Annotated in this window: 21 protein-coding genes and 1 pseudogene; 19 read left to right on the top strand and 3 right to left on the bottom strand. The window is 48.2% G+C overall.

All coding sequences use genetic code 11. The annotated features are described in order from the left end of the window. The first annotated feature begins 149 nt into the window (after positions 1-149). The 10 genes from pgmB (at position 150) to DC345_RS24405 (ending at position 12,092) form a co-directional block, all read left to right on the top strand. Positions 150-839 (top strand): beta-phosphoglucomutase, encoded by a 690-nt coding sequence (gene pgmB, locus DC345_RS24450; RefSeq protein WP_113055415.1) that lies wholly within the window; start codon positions 150-152, stop codon positions 837-839. 21 nt (positions 840-860) lie between these two features. Continuing rightward, positions 861-2,504 (top strand): alpha-glucosidase, encoded by a 1,644-nt coding sequence (locus DC345_RS24445; protein WP_113055414.1) that lies wholly within the window; start codon positions 861-863, stop codon positions 2,502-2,504. Between the two features lie 121 nt (positions 2,505-2,625). After that, a complete protein-coding gene (locus DC345_RS24440; protein WP_113055413.1) occupies positions 2,626-3,609 on the top strand; it encodes a zinc-dependent alcohol dehydrogenase family protein in 984 nt (327 codons plus the stop codon). A gap of 172 nt (positions 3,610-3,781) precedes the next feature. Beyond that, positions 3,782-4,621, top strand: coding sequence for a 5-dehydro-4-deoxy-D-glucuronate isomerase (gene kduI / locus DC345_RS24435; RefSeq protein WP_076291293.1), 840 nt, complete (start codon positions 3,782-3,784; stop codon positions 4,619-4,621). A gap of 37 nt (positions 4,622-4,658) precedes the next feature. Next, positions 4,659-5,417: a DeoR/GlpR family DNA-binding transcription regulator gene (locus DC345_RS24430; RefSeq protein ID WP_167434846.1), complete on the top strand. Its 759-nt coding sequence runs from the start codon at positions 4,659-4,661 to the stop codon at positions 5,415-5,417. A gap of 82 nt (positions 5,418-5,499) precedes the next feature. After that, positions 5,500-6,252 carry a 2-dehydro-3-deoxy-D-gluconate 5-dehydrogenase KduD gene (gene kduD / locus DC345_RS24425; RefSeq protein WP_113055497.1) on the top strand — a complete coding sequence of 251 codons (753 nt, stop codon included), beginning with the start codon at positions 5,500-5,502 and terminating at the stop codon, positions 6,250-6,252. A 36-nt stretch (positions 6,253-6,288) separates the two neighbouring features. Then, positions 6,289-7,134, top strand: a complete 846-nt coding sequence (locus DC345_RS24420) for a sugar phosphate isomerase/epimerase family protein (protein ID WP_113055412.1) — start codon at positions 6,289-6,291, stop codon at positions 7,132-7,134. A 246-nt stretch (positions 7,135-7,380) separates the two neighbouring features. Continuing rightward, on the top strand, positions 7,381-8,688 hold the full coding sequence (locus DC345_RS24415; protein ID WP_076291235.1) for a homocysteine synthase: 1,308 nt from the start codon (positions 7,381-7,383) through the stop codon (positions 8,686-8,688). Positions 8,689-9,047: 359 nt separating this feature from the next. Then, on the top strand, positions 9,048-11,060 hold the full coding sequence (locus DC345_RS24410; protein WP_113055411.1) for a heavy metal translocating P-type ATPase: 2,013 nt from the start codon (positions 9,048-9,050) through the stop codon (positions 11,058-11,060). Between the two features lie 216 nt (positions 11,061-11,276). Next, a complete protein-coding gene (locus DC345_RS24405) occupies positions 11,277-12,092 on the top strand; it encodes an alpha/beta fold hydrolase (protein WP_113055410.1) in 816 nt (271 codons plus the stop codon). A gap of 154 nt (positions 12,093-12,246) precedes the next feature. Here DC345_RS24405 and DC345_RS24400 read toward each other — a convergent pair whose 3' ends face one another. Continuing rightward, a complete protein-coding gene (locus DC345_RS24400) occupies positions 12,247-12,978 on the bottom strand; it encodes a ZIP family metal transporter (RefSeq protein ID WP_053779008.1) in 732 nt (243 codons plus the stop codon). 253 nt (positions 12,979-13,231) lie between these two features. Between DC345_RS24400 and trxB the strand changes: the two genes are divergently transcribed. Beyond that, entirely contained in the window at positions 13,232-14,173 is a 942-nt protein-coding gene (gene trxB / locus DC345_RS24395) for a thioredoxin-disulfide reductase (RefSeq protein ID WP_113055409.1), read from the top strand. A 56-nt stretch (positions 14,174-14,229) separates the two neighbouring features. Then, complete coding sequence (locus DC345_RS24390; protein WP_113055408.1) at positions 14,230-14,460, top strand: glutaredoxin family protein; 231 nt, start codon at positions 14,230-14,232, stop codon at positions 14,458-14,460. 224 nt (positions 14,461-14,684) lie between these two features. Here DC345_RS24390 and DC345_RS24385 read toward each other — a convergent pair whose 3' ends face one another. Together DC345_RS24385 and DC345_RS24380 are read right to left on the bottom strand one after the other, a co-directional pair. After that, positions 14,685-14,882 carry a hypothetical protein gene (locus DC345_RS24385; protein WP_053779005.1) on the bottom strand — a complete coding sequence of 66 codons (198 nt, stop codon included), beginning with the start codon at positions 14,880-14,882 and terminating at the stop codon, positions 14,685-14,687. A 145-nt stretch (positions 14,883-15,027) separates the two neighbouring features. Continuing rightward, on the bottom strand, positions 15,028-16,194 hold the full coding sequence (locus DC345_RS24380; RefSeq protein ID WP_113055407.1) for an ROK family transcriptional regulator: 1,167 nt from the start codon (positions 16,192-16,194) through the stop codon (positions 15,028-15,030). 199 nt (positions 16,195-16,393) lie between these two features. Between DC345_RS24380 and xylA the strand changes: the two genes are divergently transcribed. The 7 genes and pseudogenes from xylA to DC345_RS24345 all read left to right on the top strand — a co-directional run bounded on the left by xylA (position 16,394) and on the right by DC345_RS24345 (position 24,599). Further along, positions 16,394-17,710, top strand: a complete 1,317-nt coding sequence (gene xylA / locus DC345_RS24375) for a xylose isomerase (RefSeq protein ID WP_063566575.1) — start codon at positions 16,394-16,396, stop codon at positions 17,708-17,710. Between the two features lie 419 nt (positions 17,711-18,129). Further along, the gene (gene xylB / locus DC345_RS24370) at positions 18,130-19,623 is read left to right on the top strand and encodes a xylulokinase (RefSeq protein WP_113055406.1); all 1,494 of its coding nucleotides are present in this window, start codon (positions 18,130-18,132) and stop codon (positions 19,621-19,623) included. Between the two features lie 297 nt (positions 19,624-19,920). Then, complete coding sequence (locus tag DC345_RS24365; RefSeq protein WP_258530788.1) at positions 19,921-20,637, top strand: glycosyltransferase family 2 protein; 717 nt, start codon at positions 19,921-19,923, stop codon at positions 20,635-20,637. Continuing rightward, positions 20,561-21,121, top strand: a pseudogene (locus DC345_RS32480) (hypothetical protein); the annotation flags it as partial. The gene DC345_RS24365 and the pseudogene DC345_RS32480, both read left to right, overlap by 77 nt. A 429-nt stretch (positions 21,122-21,550) precedes the next feature. Then, positions 21,551-22,624, top strand: coding sequence for a glycosyltransferase (locus DC345_RS32475; RefSeq protein WP_220095255.1), 1,074 nt, complete (start codon positions 21,551-21,553; stop codon positions 22,622-22,624). A gap of 234 nt (positions 22,625-22,858) precedes the next feature. Then, positions 22,859-23,491: a bifunctional 4-hydroxy-2-oxoglutarate aldolase/2-dehydro-3-deoxy-phosphogluconate aldolase gene (locus tag DC345_RS24350; RefSeq protein WP_113055403.1), complete on the top strand. Its 633-nt coding sequence runs from the start codon at positions 22,859-22,861 to the stop codon at positions 23,489-23,491. Between the two features lie 157 nt (positions 23,492-23,648). Beyond that, the gene (locus tag DC345_RS24345) at positions 23,649-24,599 is read left to right on the top strand and encodes an alpha/beta hydrolase (RefSeq protein WP_258530786.1); all 951 of its coding nucleotides are present in this window, start codon (positions 23,649-23,651) and stop codon (positions 24,597-24,599) included. Positions 24,600-24,644 lie beyond the last annotated feature (45 nt).

Raw genomic sequence — 24,644 nt, 5'->3', positions numbered from 1 at the left:
CCTTTATTCCCGGATTTTCCCTTCTGAAAAGGATATCAAAAAAATCTGGGGATAACAGCGATCGGAAGGTTGTTCTGTCATCGGATTGACCAGTGTAAATATCTTTTAGTTGAACTCAACTAGAGCAATGGCATGGGGAGGAACGGGTAATGAAAGGGAACGGAGCACTTCAAGCCGTTATTTTTGATTTGGATGGTGTCATTACTGACACAGCGGAGTACCATTATGTAGCGTGGAAGAAGCTGGGGGAATCGCTGGATATTCCGTTTGATCGGGAGTTCAACGAGCAGTTAAAGGGCATTAGCCGCGGAGAATCGCTGGCGCGAATTTTACGTTTGGGTGGCAAGGAAGATACATTCTCGGCTGAGGAAAAGGAAGAGTTCGCACAGCGTAAAAACGAACATTATGTCTCGTTGCTGGACTCGCTGACACCGGAGCACACTTACCCTGGAATTCGGGAATTGCTGCTAGAGCTGCAAGCCTCCGGCATTCCTGCGGTAATTGCTTCGGCCAGCAAAAATGCCCCTCAAATTCTGAAGGCGCTGGAGTTGGACTCGCTGTTCCGCTTTGTGGTACATCCGGATTCCGTACCCCACGGCAAGCCAGCACCTGATCTGTTCCTGCGCGGAGCGGAAGAAGTGGGTGCTGACGTTAAAGCCTGCATCGGCATCGAGGATGCGCAAGCGGGTATCGAGGCCATCAAATCCGCAGGCATGATCGCCGTGGGTATTGGTGAAGAAGCTGTACTTAAAGGTTCCGGAGCGGACGTGGTGCTGAAGGATACTAAACAGCTTACGCTGTCATTCCTGGAGCGCACGTTGCAGGAGCACAGCCATTAAGCAGAGAAGGGGAGATGCAGCATGAACCGGGCATGGTGGAAAGAAGCCGTTGTATATCAGGTCTACTGGCGGAGCTTCCTGGATGCAAATGGAGACGGCATCGGGGATTTGGAAGGATTGATGCTCAAGCTCGACTATATTAAAAGTCTGGGTATAGATGTCATCTGGCTTAATCCCATCTATGAATCGCCTGACAAAGACAACGGATATGACATAGCAGATTATTACCGAATCATGGCGAAAGCCGGAACGATGGAGCAGTTCAAGCAATTGCTGGACAAGGTCCATGAACTGGGCATGAAGCTCATTATGGATCTGGTGGTCAATCATACATCAGAGCAGCATGCATGGTTTGAAGAATCACGTTCATCTGTCGATCATCCGAAACGTGACTGGTATATATGGAAGCCGGGGAAACCGGATGGTCCACCGAACAACTGGCGCTCCTATTTTGAACCGTCGACCTGGACATATGACGAGCGAACGGGAGAGTATTATTTCCACTCCTTTGCCAAGGAGCAGCCTGATCTGAATTGGGAAAATCCTGAGCTGCGTCAGGAGATTTATCGAATGATGCGTTTCTGGCTGGATCAGGGCATTGATGGCTTCCGCATGGATGTTATTAATCTGCTCGCCAAGCTGGAAGGTTTCCCGGATGCGGAGCACCCGGAGAACATTGATTATCTGGGCAATAATCCGGGTATTCATGAATATTTGCAAGAAATGAACCGGGAAGTTCTCCAGCATTATGACATTATGACTGTAGGCGAAATTCCGTTTGTCACACCTGAGGATGGACTTCTGTATGTGGGTGACAATCGGAAAGAGTTGCATACGTTATTCCACTTCCAGGTGGCGGATGATATGCCTACATGGGATCTGGCACGGTATAAGGAAATTCAGGAAAGCTGGTATGAAGCATTCCGCCATGAAGGTTGGAATTCCCAGTTCCTGAACAATCATGATCACACCCGACAGGTTTCGAGGTACGGCAATGATGGACAATACCGTGTGCAATCCGCCAAACAACTGGCGACCATGATTCATACCCTTCCGGGAACCCCGTATGTTTTCCAGGGAGAGGAGATCGGCATGACGGGTGTCCGGTTCTCTACCATTGATGAATATCACGATATTGCAATGAAGAACAAATATAAGGAAGAGATCGGTAAGGGCCGTGCGCCAGATGAAGTGCTCCACAGTCTTCAGCCGCTGAGCCGGGATAATTCCCGCACACCCATACAGTGGGATGGCAGCAAGCATGCCGGGTTTACCGAAGGGCAGCCGTGGATGCAGGTGAATCCCAACTATGGAGAGATTAATGTGGAGCGGGATTTGGCCGCGCAGGACTCCATATTTGCATATTATCAGCAGCTGATTGCCCTGCGTAAAACGCACGCGGTTATGGTCTATGGAGATTATCGTGACCAATCGTCAGGGGAAGAGCATGTATATGCTTATAGCCGCAGTCTGGATGGAGAGACATGGCTTGTCATTCTCAATCACTCGGACCGGGAGCAGTCCTATCGTCTGCCTGCTTCATTCGCTGATCGAGCCACGAATGCAAGCTTCGTTATTGGCAATCTGGATCGGTCAACCTCGGATGAGGTTAGAGAAGGCACACTTCGGTTGCGTCCTTATGAGGCGCTCATTTACTCCTTATAATATATAGCAAGATCACCAGAGCCTGGCGGGGATTTTCCCGTCGGGTTCTTTTTTTATCCCAACATTGGGGACACTAGTGTTATATTTTTATCTAAGAAAAATGATTTTAGGAGTTGCAATAATGAAGACTAAGGTTATACGTTATTATCGTTTCGGCGAGCCGAACGAAGTGCTGTGCATAGAGGAGAAGGAGTTAGTGCCCCCTGGACCCGGTGAATTAGCGGTCAGGATGCGCGCTCGGCCTATTAATCCTTCAGATGTCATTCCCGTTCGAGGCGCATATCCGCATCGAACGGCATTGCCAGCTGTACCTGGGTTCGAGGGAGTGGGGATCGTGGAGGCAGTAGGACCTGGAGTATCCAATCAACTGTTAGGCCAACGCGTCTTACCGTTGAGAGGCGAGAACACATGGCAAGAGATGGTGAAAACTTTGGATCGACATGCGATCATTGTGCCTGATGAGATTAATGATCAATCGGCAAGTCAGATCTACATTAACCCAATAACAGCTTGGCTAATTTGTAAGGATATACTTCATCTTACGTACGGCGATACCTTGATTGTCAATGCTGGTGGTTCCGCGATTGGGCGAATCTTCGCTCAATTATCGAAGATTCTGGGATTTCATATGATTGCGCTCACAAGAAATGATCGCCATACGGCTGATTTATATCGACTTGGCGCATTTTCGGTCCTGAATACGATGGAGGAGTTGCTACAGGAGAGAATTGCAGAGTTAACGGAGGGACATGGCGCTACTGCGGCCGTCGACTGCATCGGAGGTGCAGACGGAGAGAAGCTCGTAAGTTTTCTAAGGCCGCATGGCACGGTAATCAGCGTCGGACTGCTCTCAGGTATCTCACCGTTATGGCATGAGATGACCCTCGGAACACAAGTCAACGTTAAACTCTTTTGGCTGAAACATTGGGTAGAACGATGTTCGCAAGAACGATGGGAACAGGTATTCAATGAAGTAATTGAGTTAGTTCGAGAAGGTCGACTACTGATGGCAAACATTGGGGCGACGTTTGGATTGGAAAATGTGAAACAGGCCATTGCAGCCTCTGAATTGAGCATCGAGGGAAAGATTCTTCTATTAAGTTAATGCAATAGATTATAAAAATATTGAAGTATAGGACGCTGTTCGTATTATGAGGTTAGCCAATAAATACTGGTTAACCTTTTTTATTTTCAAAAAAAGGTACACAAAAGATACGAAATGAACTAAAATGAACTTATATGAACATTATCTGACTAACGAAAGGAATGGATTAATGATGCAAAACCGTTATGCTGCACACCCGAATGAAGTGAAAAACTATGATACATCCCGTCTGCGCGAGGAATTCCTGATGGAGCAATTGTTTGCCACAGATGAATTGGTAACCGTTTACTCTCATGTGGATCGTTATATTGTAGGAACGGCTGTACCTCAAAGCAAGGATATTGCACTTGAAGTGAATCTGAAGGATATCGGAACGAACTTTTTCCTGGAGCGTCGTGAAATCGGTATCATTAATGTTGGAGGTCATGGAACTGTGACAGCTGACGGCCAAGGCTACGAGATTGGTGCGAAGGAATGCCTGTACATCGGCAGAGGTGTAAAAGAAGTTGTGTTCAAGAGCAACGGCAACGATCAGCCGGCTCAGTTTTATTTTGTATCTACACCAGCTCACCACACGTATCCAACAGTAAAAGCAACGCAAGAACAAGCTCAGCCGAACCACCTCGGTAGTATCGAAAGCTCGAACGAACGGACAATCTACCGTTATATCCACCAGGGAGAAGGCGGAATCCAGAGCTGTCAGCTGGTGATGGGTATTACGGAACTCGACAAGGGCAACATGTGGAATACCATGCCTGCACATACCCACAACCGCCGTTCCGAAGTATACTTATATTTCAACCTGCCGGAAGATGGTGTCGTATTCCATATGATGGGCGAGCCAAACGAAACACGGCATCTGGTTGTACGTGACCGTCAGGCCATCATCTCTCCTAGCTGGTCCATCCACAGTGGTGTCGGTACGAGCAGCTATACGTTCTGTTGGGCAATGGCTGGTGAAAACCAAACGTTCGAGGATATGGACGGCGTGGCGATGAAGGACCTGAAATAGGTGCGTAAATTCCAAAGAAACAGGAAGTTGATCTGTGATGAATCCATTGAAAAGACATGAAAAAATTATGGAGGCTTTGCTGGAGCGGCAGGAAGTCACCGTGAGTGATCTGAGTGAACTGCTACAGGTGACGGGCAAGACCGTTCGGGAGGATCTCGATAAGCTGGAAGGCATGGGATTGCTCGTACGTGTCCACGGGGGTGCGATGCTGGCTCAGAATGACCAGTATGGCATCCTCACGAGTCGTGGTGCTACGGAAAAGCATCATTCGGAGAAGACGGAGATTGCCGAGCGAGCTCTTGCTTATATCCGGCCAGGAGATATTGTTGCGCTGGACGGCGGAAGCACCACGTTGGAGATGGCGAAGCGAATGGATAATCAACCCATTACCGTGGTCACCAATGATCTGTTCATTATTGCTGAGCTGACCAAAAAGGAGCAGGTGCGACTGGTTGTCCCCGGCGGAGCAAGAGTCCGTAATATGCTGGTAGGAGACGATACGGCGGCCTTCATTTCCGGTCTCAACATTCACAAAGCGTTTATCTCAACGACGGCACTTCATCCGGAATTTGGACTTTCCATATATACAGGAGATCTGGTGCCACTAAAAAAAGCAATGATCTCAGCTTCTCAGCAGGTCTATGGCGTCGTGGATCATTATAAATTTGGACAATTTGCCCTTCGGACTTTTGCGCACTGTTCGGAGTTGGACTGCATCATCAGCGACAGTCGGCTGGATGAGGAAACAGCAGCCCTGTACAGGCAAAATGGCATCGAAGTGGATTATCAGAGCTGACCTTCAGTTCCACAGTGGTTACGTGACTGGCGAGGCTGAAGAAAACGGTTTGCAACCCAATAACCATGCGGAGGAATCATTCATGAACCCATTTGATTTAAGCGGACAAGTTGCACTTGTCACTGGCACATCAGGAGGTCTGGGGCAAGGAATGGCGATTGGCCTTGCTGAAGCCGGTGCGGATGTTGTGCTGGTGTCTTACTCCAATCCATCGGAAACAGCCCGTGCCATTGAGGATCTAGGACGCAATGCGTATGTGATTGAAGCTGATTTGAGCCGTGAGGACGAATTGACCGGGGTGTTTGAAAAGGCATTAGCCTTTCAAGGGAGAATTGATATTCTGGTCAATAATGCGGGAATTATTCGTCGTACACCTGCAGCCGATCACGGTCAGCAGGACTGGCATGATGTCATAGGGCTTAACCTGAATACGGTATTTTTCCTGAGCCAGTTGGCTGGCAGACATATGATTGAGCGAGGAAGCGGTAAGATCATTAATATTGCCTCCATGCTGTCTTATCAGGGCGGAATTAACGTGCCAGGATATACGGCCAGTAAACATGGGGTAGCCGGTTTAACGAAAGCACTCGCAAATGAATGGGCAGGCAAAGGTGTTCAAATCAACGGGATTGCACCAGGTTATATGGAAACAGACAATACGACCCAGATTCGCGCCGATGAAAATCGTTATCGTGACATCACGGCACGGATTCCGGCTGGACGCTGGGGAACACCTGAGGATCTGAAAGGTCCGGTTGTTTTTCTGGCATCGGCGGCTTCGGATTATTTGAATGGTCATGTACTGAATGTGGATGGCGGCTGGATGGCTCGTTAACCCTGTCAGCGATCAGATTGCAAAGGAGACAGTGACATGAAACTTGGTATTCTTGCGCATACGTTTGGCAAACAGCCTACAGCACAGCTTGCACAGACCATCGCGGATAACGGATTTAATTCGGTCCAGCTGGCATTAGCCAAGGCGTTGTCGGATGTGGATTCGGCTAATGGCAAGCTGAGCCCTGGACTGGCGAACGAGATCGGAGATCAATTTGCACAGCGCGGAGTCAAGATTGCAGTACTGGGCTGCTACATCAACCCGATTGATCCTGATCCTGTGGCCCGTCGTGCAGACATTGATCGATTCAAGGAGCATCTGCGTTATGCCCGGGATTTTGGTTGCAGCATGGTGGCAACGGAGACCGGGGGCTTGGATACGTATCGCGACTCTCATCCGGACGGATATGAAGAAAAGGCGTGGACGGTGCTGCGAGAGACGGTAGAGGAACTGGCGGAAGAGGCGGAAAAGTGGGGCGTTCATGCGGCGATTGAGCCTGTATCTACTCATACGCTTCATACACGTGAACATATGATCCGCCTGTTTGAAGAAATTCCTTCATCCAATCTGGGCATGCTGTTCGATCCTTGTAATCTGATCAAACAGCCGCATGTGGCTGACCAGTCTGCATTCCTGCGTGAAGTGATGGAAACGCTATATCAGCGTATCATTGTCATTCATGCCAAAGATGTGGCTTTCAATGCGCAGGGTGAGAAGTTCAATCCGGTGCCGGGTGAGGGCATTCTGGATTATCCGTTATTTTTTGAACTATTGAAGACTTATAAACCACACATTGATATTTCACTAGAAGGGGTCACGGCGGAAGAAGCTGTCCCGGCGGCCAAGCATTTACGTGAGATATGGAGTGGCGTTCGGGTATAAACGGTATAAATTCGCGCAGAAGTTCAGCAGGTGATGGTTGAAAAATATCCGGAAAACCTTTGCGGAAGCAAAGGTTTTTTTGGTGTAGCAGTCTTCATCATACATAATTAATATTTCTCATCGGAAAAATCGGAAATACTTCTTTTCAAAAGCGACATCTTGTGAGAGAATATGGAAAACATACGCCACCATGTCATGACAACTAGGGATTTGCCAAACGTATAAGTTAAGGGAGGAAACAGATTTATGTCAAACGAACGTGAGCTTTCATTTGAAACATTGGCAATTCATGCCGGCCAGGAGATTGATCCGACCACCCATGCACGTGCAGTACCGTTGTACCAAACAACATCCTACGGATTCCGTGATACGGAGCATGCAGCCAATCTGTTTGGATTGAAAGAGTTTGGCAATATCTATACACGTCTGATGAATCCGACTACGGATGTGTTCGAACAACGTATTGCTGCACTTGAGGGAGGCGCGGGTGCACTGGCTACCGCTTCCGGTCAGGCAGCGATTACGTTCTCTCTCTTAAACATCGCAGGTGCGGGAGACGAGATTGTTTCCGCAGCGAGTCTGTATGGAGGAACGTACAATCTGTTCTCAACCACACTACCGAAACTTGGCCTGGATGTAAAGTTTGTTGATTCCAGTGATCCTGAAAATTTCCGGGCGGCGATTACGGACAAAACAAAAGCATTGTACGCTGAAACGATCGGTAATCCGCAAGGCAACGTACTGGATATTGAAGCTGTGGCAGCCATCGCCCATGAACATGGCATTCCTTTGATTGTAGACAATACATTCCCAAGTCCATATCTGCTTCGTCCAATCGAGCATGGAGCTGATATTGTCGTTCACTCGGCTACCAAATTTATTGGCGGTCACGGTACTTCCATTGGTGGAGTTATTGTGGACAGTGGCAAATTCGATTGGAAAGCAAGTGGCAAGTTCCCGGGACTGACTGAACCGGATTCCAGCTATCATGGTGTCGTATATACGGAAGCGGTTGGACCGATTGCTTATATTATCAAAGCTCGTGTACAATTGCTGCGCGACTTGGGTGCAACGATCTCACCTTTCAATTCATGGTTGCTCATTCAAGGACTGGAGACACTGCATCTGCGCGTTGAACGTCATAGCAGCAACGCACTGGCTGTGGCGCAATATCTCGAGAAACATGAGGATGTGGAATGGGTAAGCTATGCAGGTTTGCCGAGTCACCCTTCCTATGAACTGGCACAGAAGTATTTGCCGAAAGGGCAGGGAGCCATTCTGACCTTTGGTATCAAAGGCGGCGTGGATGCAGGACGCAAACTGATTGAAAATGTGAAGCTGTTCTCTCACCTTGCCAACGTAGGTGACTCCAAGTCACTGATCATTCACCCGGCAAGTACGACGCACCAACAGCTGACAGAAGATGAGCAGACCGCAGCAGGCGTTAATCCTGAGCTGATTCGTCTATCTGTGGGCACAGAGAATATTCAGGATATCCTCTACGATCTGGAGCAAGCCATTAAGGCTAGCCAGCAATCCAGCGTTAGTGTTTAATTCATCACGTTAATAATTCATTACCACGAGCCGCTTGTCCTTATGGACGAGTGGCTTTTTTTAATTTTACATCGGCTAAGGTGAAAAACCCATTTACAAATGCAAAGCACAGGCATATAATGAAGCGAAAGTTGTATTGGGTAAAAATAATTGCATAAGTACAAAAATGATTATCATTCTCAATCAAAATGATTTGAAAATCATTCAATAACCATGCTGCTGCGGGATTCCCGCAGCAGCATGTGTCATTTTTAGGGTATTAACAATGGCTCTCATTCTCAATACGACTTTAATTCAGGGGACATGGATGCAGCAAAGCGTAATCCACAACCCGACATTCAGAAAGGATTGTGATTCATATGCAAGCGATACACCAACCCATTCAAACCAAAGCAAAAGCTGAACAGCGTTCAGCCAATACACCTGGCCCAGGCAGGGGGCGCAAACCGGACTTTCGGGTCATGCTGCGCAATAAGGAAATGCAAGCTGCATTGGGCAGTGGACTTTTGATGCTTATCGCCTGGGCAACGGCATCATGGTCTAACCCATTATCCGTACTGCTATATATTGTTGCTTATGCCATAGGTGGATGGACCAAGGCCAAAGAAGGCATAGAGACACTGGTCAAGGATCATGATCTCGATGTGAATCTGCTCATGATTGCAGCATCACTCGGAGCGGCAGCTATTGGCTACTGGAATGAAGGGGCCATGCTGATCTTTATTTTTGCGTTAAGTGGTGCACTGGAAAGCTATGCAACGGAGCGTAGTCACAAGGATATTTCATCATTGCTGGCGCTCAAACCGGAAACGGCGCTGCGTATTGAGGACGGTAAAATGAATCTTGTATCCATCGATGATTTGCAGCCGGGGGATCTGTTGCTGGTGAAGCCGGGCGAACTGGTTCCGGCGGATGGTGTCGTGTACCGTGGTAGCTCCTTTATCAATCAGGCCTCGATTACAGGCGAATCCTTACCTGTAGACAAAGCAGCTGGTGACGAAGTATATGCAGGTACCATGAACGGTGAAGGAGCTCTATATGTGGAGGTAACCAAATCCGCTGAAGGATCGCTGTTTGGCAAAATCATTAAGTTGGTGGAAGAGGCGCAGACGGAAGTGCCGGATTCCCAACGCTTTATTGAGCGATTCGAGGGGATATATGCCCGTATTGTTGTTGCCGTAACGGTGCTGGTTATTGCGGGAACACCGCTATTGCTTGGTTGGACATGGAATGAGGCGTTTTACAAAGCAATGGTCTTTCTGGTTGTCGCTTCACCTTGTGCCCTGGTTTCCTCCATTATGCCTGTCATGTTATCAGCGATGTCCAGCAGTGCACGTCGCGGTATTCTTTTCAAAGGTGGCGCTCATGTGGAGAATATGGCCCAGACCCGGGTGGTTGCTTTTGATAAAACAGGAACATTGACGATGGGTACCCCACAGGTGACCGATATTATAACGGCAGACGGATATGACCGGACACAGTTGTTGGGCGCGGTAGCCGCCATCGAGAACCTTTCGATGCACCCACTGGCTCGGGCTATTGTGGAGCAGGCAAACAAGGAGCACATCAACCTCCCGATTGCTGAACAGGTTCAAGCTCTGACAGGCTGGGGGATTGAGGGGAAAGTAGACGGCGTTCTCTGGAAAATTGGCAAAACGGATGAGTTGGATATGCATCATATCAGTGAGGTAAGTAATGCAAATGATATAGAGAAGCGATTGGGTGCTTCAGATATGAATGGTTTTGCTATGTGGCATGGCATACGTACCCAACTTGAGGGAGAAGGCAAAACTGTATCTGCCATAACAGCGAACGGGGATATGGCCGGACTGATCGCGATGAGGGACACTGTGCGCCCACAAGCGGCCGCAGCGGTGAAAATGCTGGAAGCGATGGGTGTGAAAGTGGCTATGCTGACAGGTGATCGTCCCGAATCGGCAGCAGTGATCGCAAGTGAGACAGGTGTGGGTCTGGTATACGCAGGTTTGCTACCCGAAGATAAAGTGAAGCAGGTGCATCTGCTTCGTGAACAGTACGGGCAAGTGCTGATGGTTGGGGATGGTGTGAATGATGCGCCTGCACTTGCAGCGGCAACGGTTGGCATGGGTATGGGGGTATCTGGAAGCGGCACGGCACTGGAAGTAGCAGACGTTGTACTGATGAATGACAATATTGAAGAGATTGCCTGGGTGATCAGGCAGGCTCGCCGAGCCCAGCGGACGGTGAAGCAGAATATGTTTTTTGCCATCACGGTAATTCTGGCTCTAATCGCGGGCAACTTCCTTCAAGATGTTGCATTACCTTTGGGAGTGGTAGGCCATGAAGGTAGCACAATTCTGGTAATTCTGAATGGACTAAAACTGCTGCGATAACAAGGTTGGATTGTATAAGTTGAACAACGCTTCTAATTCCGTTAAATCACACGGCGTTTGAACCTTGGGTCAGCGGGTAATGAAACGAAGAGACGATTCCAGAGGAACGTTCCTCACGGAAATTGACTTAGGGAACGTTGTTATTGAAACATTCATTACCATGCAGTTCGGCAATTTGCCGCTGCAACGACATGACAATAAAGGGAGCTGTGAAATATGGGACGTTACGTACAAGTGGAACCGAATGTGAGTGTATTTGTTGAAGATATTGGTCAAGGAACACCGGTTGTCTTTTTGCACGGCTGGCCTGTCAATTATAAAATGTTCGAATATCAATTAAATGTACTGCCGAATCAAGGCATTCGTGCGATCGCAATCGATTTCAGAGGTTATGGCAAGTCGGATGCTCCGTCCACAGGCTATGACTACGACCGGATGGCGGACGATGTTCGTGCCGTGATTGATGATCTGGAGTTGACCGACGTGGTTCTGGCAGGCTTCTCCATGGGTGGAGCGATTGCCGTGCATTATATGGCCCGCCATGCGGGACATGGTGTATCCAAGCTGGCGCTATTGTCTGCCGCGGCACCAGTGTTCACGCAGCGTGAGGGTTATCCGTATGGATTGACTCCAGCACAGCTCACCGAGCAGATTATTGAGCCGATCTTCGCAGATCGTCCGAAGCTGCTGGAGACGTTTGGCGGCATGTTTTTCGCGAAGGAGCACAGCCAGCCGTTTATGGATTGGTTCCATGCACTCGGTATGGAAGCTTCGTCTTACAGTACCATTAACAGTGCGATTGCCCTGCGGGATGAGGATTTGCGAGGTGACCTGAGTTCGATTCAGGTACCTACAGCCATTTTGCACGGGAAGAAGGATGAGATTTGCCCATTTGAGTTTGCCGAGGAGATGCACAAAGGCATTGCCGGTTCTCAATTGATTGTTTTTGAAGAGAGCGGTCACGGGGCTTTCTATGATGAATTGGAAAAATTCAATGCCGAATTAATTCGTTTTATCAAATCCGGATTGTGATCGTCATACGACCTTTACAGATCGTTCCAACGATTTCATTCAATCTTCATTTGTGAACAAAAAAAGAACCTGGAAGTTCAGCGAGCTGCTGTCCTTTCAGGTTTTTTGCCGTTCATTAATGTGTTCATATGAAGGCTGTTCTTAGTTCTTTCCATTAAAAGAGTTCAGTCAGACCAATCATCGTGATCAGTCCAAGCAAAAAGGAAACCGTTGCCGCCCGTGCATTGCCGTCGCCGTGGCTTTCGGGAATCAATTCCTTGTACACGATGAACATCATCGCACCCGCTGCAAAGGCCAGACCGTAAGGAACCAGGCCGGACACCAGGCTACTGAGTGTGTAACCAATCATGGCTGTAACAATCTCAACTGCACCCGTCAACGTGGCGATACCGAGCGCTTTGAAGCGACCGATGTTCTGATTGACGAGGAAGAGGGCGACCAGGAATCCTTCCGGCGCATTCTGCAATCCAATGGAAAAGGCAATCAGATTGCCAAGTCCTGCGTCACTGCTTGCGTAGCTGACACCTACCGATAGCCCTTCGGGCAGGTTATGCATGGTGATGGCTGCAATGATCATGAAGGCTTTGGCTTCAATTTTGAAAGGCATCTTCTCGGGATTTTCCAGATCCACATGGGGAATCTTCATCTCCAGCACAAGCAGAACCATGCTGCCCAGCATGATACCAAGGGCAAGTACAAACAAATTGGATTGCCCGAGTGCTTCCGGTATGAGATTGTACACCGAGGCAGAGGTCATGATGCCTGCTGCGTAGGCAAGCAAAATATCACGCAGGCGGTGGGTTACTTTGCGCATAAATAGAATAGGTATGGCCCCTAGGCCGGTAGACATGGCTGAGATAAAGCTGCCAATGAGTGCATCGTTCATGCTTCCATTTTCCCTCCTGATGAAGACTTCTTCATAATCGCTGCCGAGCATTGACACCGTACATAAAAGAGATCATAATGAACAACAGATTAGAATGATTATAAATTAGAATTCCGTTTCTGCATAGGTTAATTGTCATAACGGGCAGTTCATGTGGACATGATGTAGGCTTTCGTTCTAGTGTATGCAAAAGCCTTTGCTTTTGATGCCGGAGAGCCTGACCTTTTTGCAGAACCCGGGGGAGGAACTATACATGTATAAATCAATTATTATTGGAACAGGCCCTGCAGGGCTGACAGCAGCAATCTATCTGGCACGTGCCAACTTGAACCCACTCGTTATTGAAGGACCGCAACCTGGTGGTCAACTGACAACAACAACAGAAGTAGAGAACTTCCCAGGTTTCCCTGACGGCATTATGGGTCCTGAACTGATGGACAATATGCGCAAACAAGCAGAACGCTTTGGTGCAGAATTCCGTACAGGCTGGGTAAACAACATCGATATGAGCGAGCGTCCATTCAAAATTCAGGTTGAAGGCATGGGTGAACTCGTATCCGAAACTTTAATCCTGTCTACTGGCGCATCTGCTAAATACCTTGGTATTCCTGGAGAAGAAACGAATGTTGGCCGTGGTGTCAGCACTTGTGCGACATGTGACGGATTCTTCTTCCGTAATAAAGAGATCATCGTTATTGGTGGTGGCGACTCCGCACTGGAGGAAGCGAGCTTCCTGTCCCGTTTCGGTTCCAAAGTGACCCTGGTACACCGTCGTGAAGAACTGCGCGGTTCCAAAATCATGCAGGATCGTGCACGCAGCAACGAGAAAGTGGAAATGGCATTGAACCGTACCCCTCTTGAAGTGCTGGCAGGCGACAACGGCGTAACTGGATTGAAAGTGCTGAACAACGAAACAGGTGAAGAAGAAATTATCCCTGCTAGCGGTGTATTCGTTGCAATTGGTCACACACCAAACACTGGATTCCTGGGTGGACAGATCACAACCGACGAACACGGTTATATTTTGACTACACCGGGCACATCTGAAACCAATATCCCAGGCGTATTCGCATGTGGTGATGTACAGGATACCCGTTACAAACAAGCGATTACAGCTGCAGGTAGTGGATGTATGGCTGCGATGGATACAGAGAAATATATTGAGAGCCTGGAGCACAGCGCAGTAGCCCTGTAAGGGAACTGCTTTGACCAATAGATTAGCTATAAAAAAACAATATGAGGTGAATAAACATGGAAAACGTAATTGTATACACATCAACCAACTGCCCAAACTGCAAATCGGTAAAAAGCTTCCTGGCTGACAAAGGCATCTCTTATGAAGAGCGCAATATCGAGACAAGCGACGAGTTCGCACAACAAGTATGGGATATGGGCGTACGTGCCGTACCACTGACTGTCATTGGAGAACACCGTATTCTGGGTATGAACAAAACTCAATTCGCCAAAGTGTTGGACGCTTAATTTACCCAATATAGGGTAAGTTCAAGTCACATGCAGCTATTCCGGTTCGCGCGAGCCGTTTGAATATATATTGGAGAAGCCTTAGTCCGAATCAGGACTGAGGCTTCTTTTATTTGCAACATGAAAAATCCCCTTTCACAGCTACAACAGAGCACATGTTTCATGAACTCTTTTGTGGATGTAAAAGGGGATTTGACTTTAAAATCAAACATATTTTATCTTATCTAAAAAAAGATACTCATAAAGGTCTGAAATACTACATACACCAGTACGCCTGACAGCATGTACATGAAACCAGCCTTCTTTTTGCTCTGAAACAATCGAAGTATGCCAAGGCTGAACAGCGGCGCAAGCACGATCAGGAACAGGAGTACGGTGACAAACATTTGCGCCGAGATATCTGAAGTATCCACGTAGGTCACGAATTTTCACTCCGTTTCGTCATCGGAATTAACACAGCGACATTCATGCCGCCATGACAAAAATCACATAACCCTATTATACCTCTGGATTTCTTTAACAAAAAGGGAGGAAATGGGGCGAAATGATGTCAATTTTCATCGGTTATTAGACGGACACTCTTATTTTACCTAGAAATTGGGAAATTGCTGAGTAAGCGGCACCAACACGTGTAGAACGACTGCCCAGAGCAGCCCATTCAATCTGCAAACTTCGGCGGTGATAGGGCAACGTTCGCTCCTCCACCACTTGTTTCATCGCCGTTTCAATCCATGGTCCTGCTTCAGAAAGAGGGCCGCCAATAATGATGCGCTCAGGATTGAAACTGTTGACGATATTAGTGATGCCTACTCCCAGTTTACGGCCGATTTCCTCGTATAACTTCAATACATCTTCATGGCCTTGCTGTGCATAATCAATCAATTCCCGTGTCGTATGTGCTGGCAAAAGCAACTGATGATCCGGGTGCTCATAAGCTTTCTCCGAAGCATATAACTCCCAGCAGCCACGATTGCCACAGGAACAAGGTCTGCCTTCTGCTTCAATGGACATATGGCCTGTTTCTCCGGCATACCCCCAAGCTCCTTTATACAGCTCGCCATCCACCATAATGCCTGAACCAATCCCGATGCCTGCACTGATATAGATCAGATGACGAACTCCAATGCCCGCACCAAAATTCAACTCTCCGTGAGCGCCTGCATTCGCTTCATTATCGATCGTCACAGGCAACTCGAAAGCTTCCTCCAGCATGGCGCGTAGCGGGACCTTCTCCCACCCCAGGTTGGGTGCAAACAGCACCGTTCCTTCTTCGTCTACCATGCCCGGAACCCCGATTCCAATACCAATTACCCCGTGAGGGGAGGGAGGGGCTGCCTGAATCAGATGTTCTGCCGCAAGTTTCAACTGTTCAAATACAGAGGGTACATCATGATGTTCCAGCTTCACGGCGTACTCTGTGATGATATGACCTTCCAGATCGGTAAGCACACCCTTTAAGTGTGTCACGCTAAGTTCCAAACCTACGGCATATCCCGATGTACCGCGAAATAGCAACATCAGAGGTTTACGTCCACCGCTGGACTCCCCAGGGCCAATTTCCTGCAGGAGTTCATCATTGATCAGATCGGCAACCAGATTGGATACCGTTGCTTTATTCAGCCCTGTAATCTCGGATACCCGCGCACGGGAGAGGGGGGCATGACGCCGAATCGTATCCAGTACGATCGACTTGTTTATTTTTTTGACCAGCATCTGGTCTCCGGTAATTTTCATATCGATAAGGCACTCCTATTCTTCTATAAAAGGGTTCAGACCCGCAATCCGTAAACAAGCTATTCGACTATTATAGCGTAAACAAACGTGCAAAAAAAATTTTATTTTTACTTTGTTTAACCAATAGACAAAGTATAACTGATGTGTTAGGATAACGTTGTAAACGATTACTTTCAAAACTATTGAGGAGGCATTTTACATGGCCTATTTTGAATCCGTTAATAAAATTTCGTTCGAAGGTAAAGATTCCACGAATCCATTTGCTTTTAAACATTATAACCCGGAAGAAGTTGTAGCCGGCAAATCGATGGAAGAGCACTTCCGTTTCGGCATGGCTTACTGGCATACATTAACAGCGGGCGGTAGTGACCCGTTTGGTGCGGAGACTGCTGTTCGTTCTTGGGATAAATACTCCGGTCTGGACCTCGCGAAAGTACGCGTGGAAGCAGCATTTGAATTTTTGGAAAAAATGAATCTCCCGTTCTTCTGTTTCCACGATGTGGACATCGCACCAGAAGGCAACAGCCTGCGTGAGTTCTACAGCAACATCGATACGATCGTTGACCTGATTGAAGGCCACATGAAATCCAGCGGCAAAAAACTGCTCTGGAATACAGCGAACATGTTCTCCAACCCACGTTTCATGTTTGGTGCAGCTTCCACTTGCAACGCAGATGTGTATGCTCATGCTGCAGCGCAAATCAAGAAAGGTCTGGAAGTGGGTAAACGTCTGGGGGCAGAAAACTATGTGTTCTGGGGCGGTCGTGAAGGTTATGACACATTGCTCAACACAGACATGCAACTGGAGCAAGACAACATTGCTCGCATGTTCCATATGGCTGTAGACTACGCGAAGGAAATTGGCTTTGATGCACAATTCCTGATCGAGCCTAAACCGAAAGAGCCAACCAAGCACCAATATGACTATGATGCAGCGACTTCCATTGCATTCTTGCAAAAATACGGTTTGGACAAACACTTCAAACTGAACCTGGAAGCTAACCATGCAACTTTGGCTGGTCACACATTCGATCACGAAATCCGCGTTGCACGTACAAACGGCATGCTTGGTTCCCTCGATGCCAACCAAGGCGACATGTTGATCGGTTGGGATACGGATGAGTTCCCGGTTGATATGTACGATGCTACATTGACGATGTACGAAGTATTGAAAAATGGCGGTATCGGACGTGGTGGTGTGAACTTCGACGCCAAAGTACGTCGTGGTTCCTTCGAAGCAGACGATCTGTTCCTCGCACACATCGCAGGTATGGATACGTATGCTAAAGGTCTGAAAGTAGCAGCGAAATTGATTGAAGATCGTGTATTCGATGACTTCATCGAAAAACGTTACAGCAGCTTCAGCGAAGGTATCGGTGCAGATGTGGTTGCAGGTAAAGCAACACTGGCTTCCCTTGCAGAATACGCGCTGAACAACGAAAGCCCACGCAAAAACCAATCCGGACGTCAGGAATTGCTGAGAGCAAAACTCAACCAATACATCCTGGCTGACTAATATTGTGTTTCACCTGTGCAAGGCATGGCATGTGACGACCATGCCTGCCCTGTACAAGCTTGTACCACGGAACGCCTGAACAAGCATGACATTCGGACCGTTCCCGACTTTCCCCTGGGAAGGCGGGGACGGTTTTTTGATTAAACAAAAAAAGCGGTTTTTAAATTTTTGATATAAATGAATAATTTGCATGCAGAACGGAGTGAGCAGAAAGGACCCGAGGAAGCGAAGCTAAAAGCTTTCTGAAAGAAAGCTGCATCGGAAGCATACACTTCGCATTTATCCCCGGATTTCACCCTTGCTAAAGGGGATAAAGGAAATCCGGGGGGAACGGCGATCCGAGGGTTTTCTGATCACGGAGTGGCTTCATGCTCAATCGAACTCCATTTATACAACCATGAAAGAAACGAGGGATATCTATGAGTTACGTAATTGGTGTCGATCTGGGAACAAGTGCAGTTAAAACGGTGCTGGTGAACCGTGAAGGGAAAGTAGCGTTTGAAGCTTCCGAGGCTTATCCGCTGTACCAGCCCAAAGCTGGATACAGTGAGCAGAACCCGGAGGATTGGGTAGAACAGACCATTGTGTCGCTGCGCAAATTGCTGGAGGTGTCCGGCGTACATCCTTCGGAAATCGAAGGGCTGAGCTTCTCCGGACAGATGCATGGATTGGTGCTGGTGGATGCCGAAGGTAAACCTCTGCGCAATGCCATCCTGTGGAACGATACACGGACAACGGCTCAGTGCCGCCGCATTGAGAAGGTACTGGATGGCAAACTGCTAAGCATTGCCCGCAACCGTGCACTTGAAGGTTTTACACTGCCCAAAATTCTGTGGGTACAGGAGAACGAACCGGAATTGCTGCAACAGGCGGCCTTGTTCCTGTTGCCGAAGGACTATGTACGGTATCGCCTGACAGGTGATTATGCTATGGATTATTCGGATGCAGCAGGCACTTTGCTGCTGGACGTTGCAGGCAAGCAGTGGAGCAAGGAAATTGCGGAAGCATTTGAACTTCCAGTATCCTTGTGCCCACGTCTTGTGGAGTCTTTTGAAGAAGTGGGCACATTATTGCCTGAGATTGCCGATCAAACCGGACTTGCAGCGGCAACGAAAGTTTATGCAGGTGGTGCCGACAATGCGTGCGGTGCCATTGGCGCAGGCATTCTGAGTGAAGGACAGACGATGTGCAGTATCGGAACGTCCGGGGTAGTGCTTTCCTATGAAGAGCGTAAGGATCTCGATTTTGAAGGCAAAGTGCACTTTTTTAACCATGGCGAGAAAGATGCCTTCTATATTATGGGGGTAACGCTGGCGGCAGGATACAGCCTGTCCTGGTTCAAGGATACTTTTGCAGCTGACAAATCATTTGATGTGCTCTTGCAGGGCATTGATGCGATTCCAGCGGGAAGCAACGGGTTGTTGTTCACGCCTTATATCGTTGGTGAGCGTACACCGCACCCGGATGCAAACATCCGTGGCAGCTTTATTGGCATGGATGCCGGTCATAAGTTGGAGCATTTTGGACGTGCTGTGATGGAGGGCATTACGTTCTCGCTGCGCGAGTCCATCGATATTCTGCGTAACGCTGGCAAAACGGTAAACGAAGTCATCTCCATTGGTGGTGGTGCCAAAAATGAAGCCTGGCTGCAAATGCAGGCCGATGTCTTCAATGCTACCATTGTGAAATTGGAAAGTGAGCAAGGCCCAGCAATGGGAGCGGCGATGCTGGCAGCTTATGGCTGTGGCTGGTTCCCGTCTTTGCAAGAATGTGCAGCAGCGTTCATTCGTCCTGCCAAATCCTATGCACCTAACCCGGAGACGGTTAAGGTGTATGATGGAATATTCGCGCTGTATCAGGATGTGTACGGGCAAACACGCAGCCTGAATGATCGTCTGGCCGCATATCGTTGAGTGTCCGAAGACCTCTTTCTATATCAAGATCTCAATAGGCCATTAACTATTAAGCCAATGAAATATTACATTAAGGAGGCACCTGCCAAAGCGGGTGCCTTTTTGTCATTGTCCACGAAAAGAAGGACATATCGTATTTTGAAGATTTCTAAACGTCATGAAAGGTTTCCCCGCCAGACATAACCCTGTTCCAGGCGCGCATAGATTAGATATTGAGGTTAACAGGGGTTCTACCATTTTAATCATCCATAGCACATCAGTTATTACGCGTGACAGACTCAGCCTGGAGGTGGGGAGTTGGAAGATCGTGAAGCAACCACGAGGCCGCATGTCACCTTGTCCATGATTGTCCGCAATGAGGAGCACAGGTATCTCAGACAGGCGTTGGAGACTCACCGACCATGGATTGATCGTGCGGTGATTATTGACGACGGAAGTACGGACCAAACCGTAGCTTTATGCCAGGAAATGCTGGAGGGAATTCCGCTTACGTTGATTGTGAACCCAGCCTCCCTGTTTGCAGATGAGGTGAGTTTACGCAAACAGCAGTGGGAGACAACAGTAGCTACCGGACCGGAATGGATCTTGAACCTGGATGCGGATGAAATTCTGACAACGGATTTTGGCATTGTTCGGAATCAACTGTTGAGTGGAACGGAGGACGCCATTTATTTCAGGTTGTTTGATATGTGGAGCGATACACATTACCGGGAAGACCAATACTGGCAGGCTCATGCGTATTATCGGCCATTTCTGGTCCGATACCGACCGGAATGGAGTTATGAATGGAAGGAAACGCCGCAGCACTGCGGCCGTTTTCCGCTAACCATCCAGCATTTTGCCTATGGATGTCATTCCTCTCGGGTGAAGCATTATGGTTGGGCGCGTGCAGAGGATCGGATTCGTAAATACGAGCGCTATCAGACACTGGACCCGGATGCGAGATATGGCTGGAAGGAACAGTACGAATCCATTTTGGATGCAGAGCCAAGACTCCTGCAATGGTTGGAATAAGGGAAGGAGGACATTGGATTTGAAGAAGGAAAAGGAAAAAGGAAAAGAAGTGCCAAAGGAAAAGATTCTTATTGCAAGCCCTGTTCGGCAGACGGCCCCGGTACTACGTGAATTTCTCCAGTCCTTGGAATCGCTTGAGCGAACGACGGTAATGACAGACTATCTGTTTGTGGATGACAATGAAGAAGAAGCGGCATCTAATATGCTCCATGAGTTTGCACTTCGGCATGAAGGCAACTTTTTGGATGCCAATGTAGATGAAGAAGATGCCAATCAGGGAAAAGGAATATACAACAAGGATGAGGGTGGGCATTATTGGCGCGACGAACAGATCTGGCGAGTAGCCGGACTGAAAAATCGTATTTTGGCATATGCCCGTGACCGGGAGTACGATGCCGTGTTCCTGATTGATTCCGATCTTGTTCTGCATCCACGTAGTTTGGAACAGCTCGTATCGAATAGGAAGGAGATCATCTCCAATATCTTCTGGACACGATGGCAGCCGGGCACAAGGGAAATGCCACAAGTCTGGTTGCAGGATGAGTATGCCCTGTTTCGCAAGGGAGGCAAACGTAATCCAGAGGAGGAAGCAGAGGACGAAGGTACACAAACGGATGCATTCCTGAGGCAATTACGTACGCCGGGTTGTTTTGAAGTGGGGGGACTTGGGGCATGTACCCTTATTCGCAGGAATGTATTGGAGTCCGGGGTTTCCTATGACCAGATTCCGAACGTATCTTTCTGGGGAGAAGATCGCCATTTTTGTATCCGTGCTCAGGCATTAGGGTTTCGTTTATATGTGGATACACATTTTCCGGCTTATCACATCTACCGACTATCTGAATTGCCGGGAGTAGCTGCTTTTAATCGCAGAGCCATACGAGGAGAGGAATCGATCAGTATTTCGCTGTGTATGATTGTGAAAAATGAAGAGGCTTCCCTTGCCAGATGTCTGGATTCGGTTAATGGGATTGCTGACGAGATTGTGATCGTAGATACGGGTTCGACGGACCAGACACGTCAGATTGCGGCTCGTTATACGGAACGCATTATCGATTTTGAGTGGGTGGATGATTTTGCGGCAGCACGGAACTTTGCCTTTGAACAAGCAAAAAGTGAATATATATTATGGTTGGATGCAGATGATGTGTTTGAAGCGGATGACCGGGTGAAGCTCATTGAACTGAAGCGTTCCCTGGACCCTGCTGTGGATAGTGTTACGATGGATTATCATCTGTCCTTTACGGCGGAGGGCCAGGTGGCATATAGTCTGAGACGGAACCGGCTGGTGCGCAGGGATCGGAATTATCGCTGGATTGGTGCCGTGCATGAATATCTTGAAGTGGCAGGTCATCTACTGCATAGTGACGTTGCAGTCACGCATAAGAAAGATAAGGAATACACAGATCGCAATCTAAAGATTTATCGTAAACGCGAACAGGCAGGGGAGGAATTTTCTCCGCGTGATTTATATTATTTTGGCAATGAACTCAGAGACCACGGGCACCTTGAAGATGCAGTACAGTACTATGGGAAATTTCTGGATACCGGACTGGGATGGGTGGAGGATCAGATTGCAGCATGCCAGAAGATAGCTGATTGCGAGGTAGCACTTGAACATTCGGAAAAGGAAGTCTCGGCATTACTGAGATCCTTTGCCTTTGATTTGCCGAGGGCAGAGATCTGCTGCCGATTGGGTGGATATTTTGCCGACCGTACCGATTACCGCAAAGCCTTATACTGGTATGATCAGGCGACTCGCGCCGTACGCCCGACCGATCCAATGGTAGTATTGAACGAAGCTGCATGGACATGGATGCCGCATTTACAATTGTGTGTGTGTTATGACAGGATGGGCAATCGGGCCAAAGCCAAAGAGCATAATGACATTGCTTTGATGTACCATCCGACACATCCCAGCATGTTGTATAATGATAAGTATTTTAAAGATCTGGAGAAGAAGGATAATGTGCTGGAAAATGCTTAGAACAAACCTCTCTAATGGAGCAAAGAGGATGAATAATCCCTTTTTCCATGGAGAGGTTTTTGTGTTTCCACTTAACTTTATACCGGAGACATTGATGTACACTCTCTCACAAGAAATTGGATCAAATGATTTCATCCAGGGGACGATATGCTTTACAATAGTGACTAACGGAAAAGCGGTGATAACGAATACTTGTCTTCGGCTGCCGAATCTATGAAACAAGGGGAAGTTGGCATGAATCTGACGGAAGTATTATTGGAATCGAGACTGGTAGCTATTGTGCGTGGGATTAGCCGGGAATCTGCTCAGGCAGCAGGGCAAGGGATGACTGATGGCGGAATCCGTTTGATGGAAGTGACACTTAACACACCTGGAGCACATGATATTATTGCAGACTGGCGCGAACGGCATGAGGGTAGGGCTTATATCGGGGCAGGCACGGTACTGAATGTGCAGATGGCTAAAGAAGCCGTTGCAGCAGGTGCTCAATTTCTCGTTTCTCCTAATGTCGATCTGTCTGTTATTGAATATGCTGTAGAACATGGAGTGGAGATCTGGCCCGGTGCGATGACTCCAACGGAGATTGTGGCTGCCTATGAAGCAGGAGCAAAAGCGGTAAAGCTGTTTCCAATGGCGAGTCTGGGTATTCCGTATTTACGTGAAATCAAGGCTCCATTGAATCATATTCCACTGCTTGCAACAGGAGGAGCCACTCTGGATAACATTGCAGATTATTATGTTGCTGGTGCGGCGGCAGTGGGCCTTGGAAGTGCACTTTTGCCACGAGAAGCACTTGCAGCAGGGAACGATGAGCAGATTGCTGCTTGCACTCGTGCATTTGTGGAAATAGCGAAAATCGAGGGTTGAACATTGAAGCTAGCGGAAGTGGATTAGACATATCAGGGTATATATAAGAAGTGCTTTCGGACCATTATATAATATAAGAAGTGATGTGGATTAACGTCCTGTTAACCTTGCTGTCGTATGATGGAGTTAGACCAGAAAACGGAGAGGAGTGACACCAGTGAAAGCTAAAACGATGATTGGCGGGATGATTGCTGTTGCCGCAGTAACTGCAGGTGGTTTATGGAAGGCAGCGGTGAAGAGTCAGACCCCCAAAAAGATTCCGATTACGCTCACACCGCCCATGCCATTTGAGGATATAACCTTCGAGAGTGGAGGCGGGCGAGTGCATGGCTGGTTCATTCCGGCTGGAGCTCATATGCCGAAGCCTTGGCCGTTGGTTATTATTGCACATGGATGGGGCTCCAACCGATCACGTGTCCTCCGTTATGCACGTCCCATTTGGGAAGCAGGTTACGCACTCTTTATGTACGATGTTCGAAGCCATGGAGCCAGTGATCCGGTTAAAGCGGCGTCTGCCTACCTTTTCCGTGATGATCTGTTGTCAGCATTGCAATATACGTCGTCAAGGCCAGAAATTGATCCTGCTGCAATTGGTGTGCTTGGGCACTCCTTGGGCGGACTCGGGACGATCCTTGCTGTAACGGAGGGCATTCCTGTATCAGCGGTGATCACGGACTCCATGCCATCCCAATTCGAGGTTATTGTCAGTTCGGAGCTGAGACGGCGGCGTCTGCCTCTGTTTCCATTGGCCCAGCTGATTCCGCGAATCTGGTTCTGGCGGCTTGGAGAATCTCTGAAAACGTATCGTCAGCGTGATCCAGTCATGCTGCTGAATGAACGGCGCAAGGGAATGCAACTGCCGATGCTTATGGTACATTCCAAAGGAGATAACTTTATTCCACCAAGCGAACTTGAATATTTTATGTCCAAAGCGGATCCGCCTGTAGAGCATCTATGGGTCAATAGTGGAGGCCATAGCTGTTCAGAAGAAGATCCTGCGTTCTGGAATACGGTGATTCCTTTTTTGAAAACTCATGTACAGGTGCAGGCTCAGTCCAATGAACCAGTTATACCGAACGTCAATAAAGATAAAATTCAGCCCACTTGATGCTCAGGCTGATCGTCGAAACGCCAACCCGGTTGGCGTTTTTTT

This window comes from Paenibacillus taichungensis (genome assembly GCF_003287275.1).
GTDB lineage: Bacteria > Bacillota > Bacilli > Paenibacillales > Paenibacillaceae > Paenibacillus > Paenibacillus taichungensis_A.
This window is presented reverse-complemented; position numbering and strand designations above follow the sequence as displayed.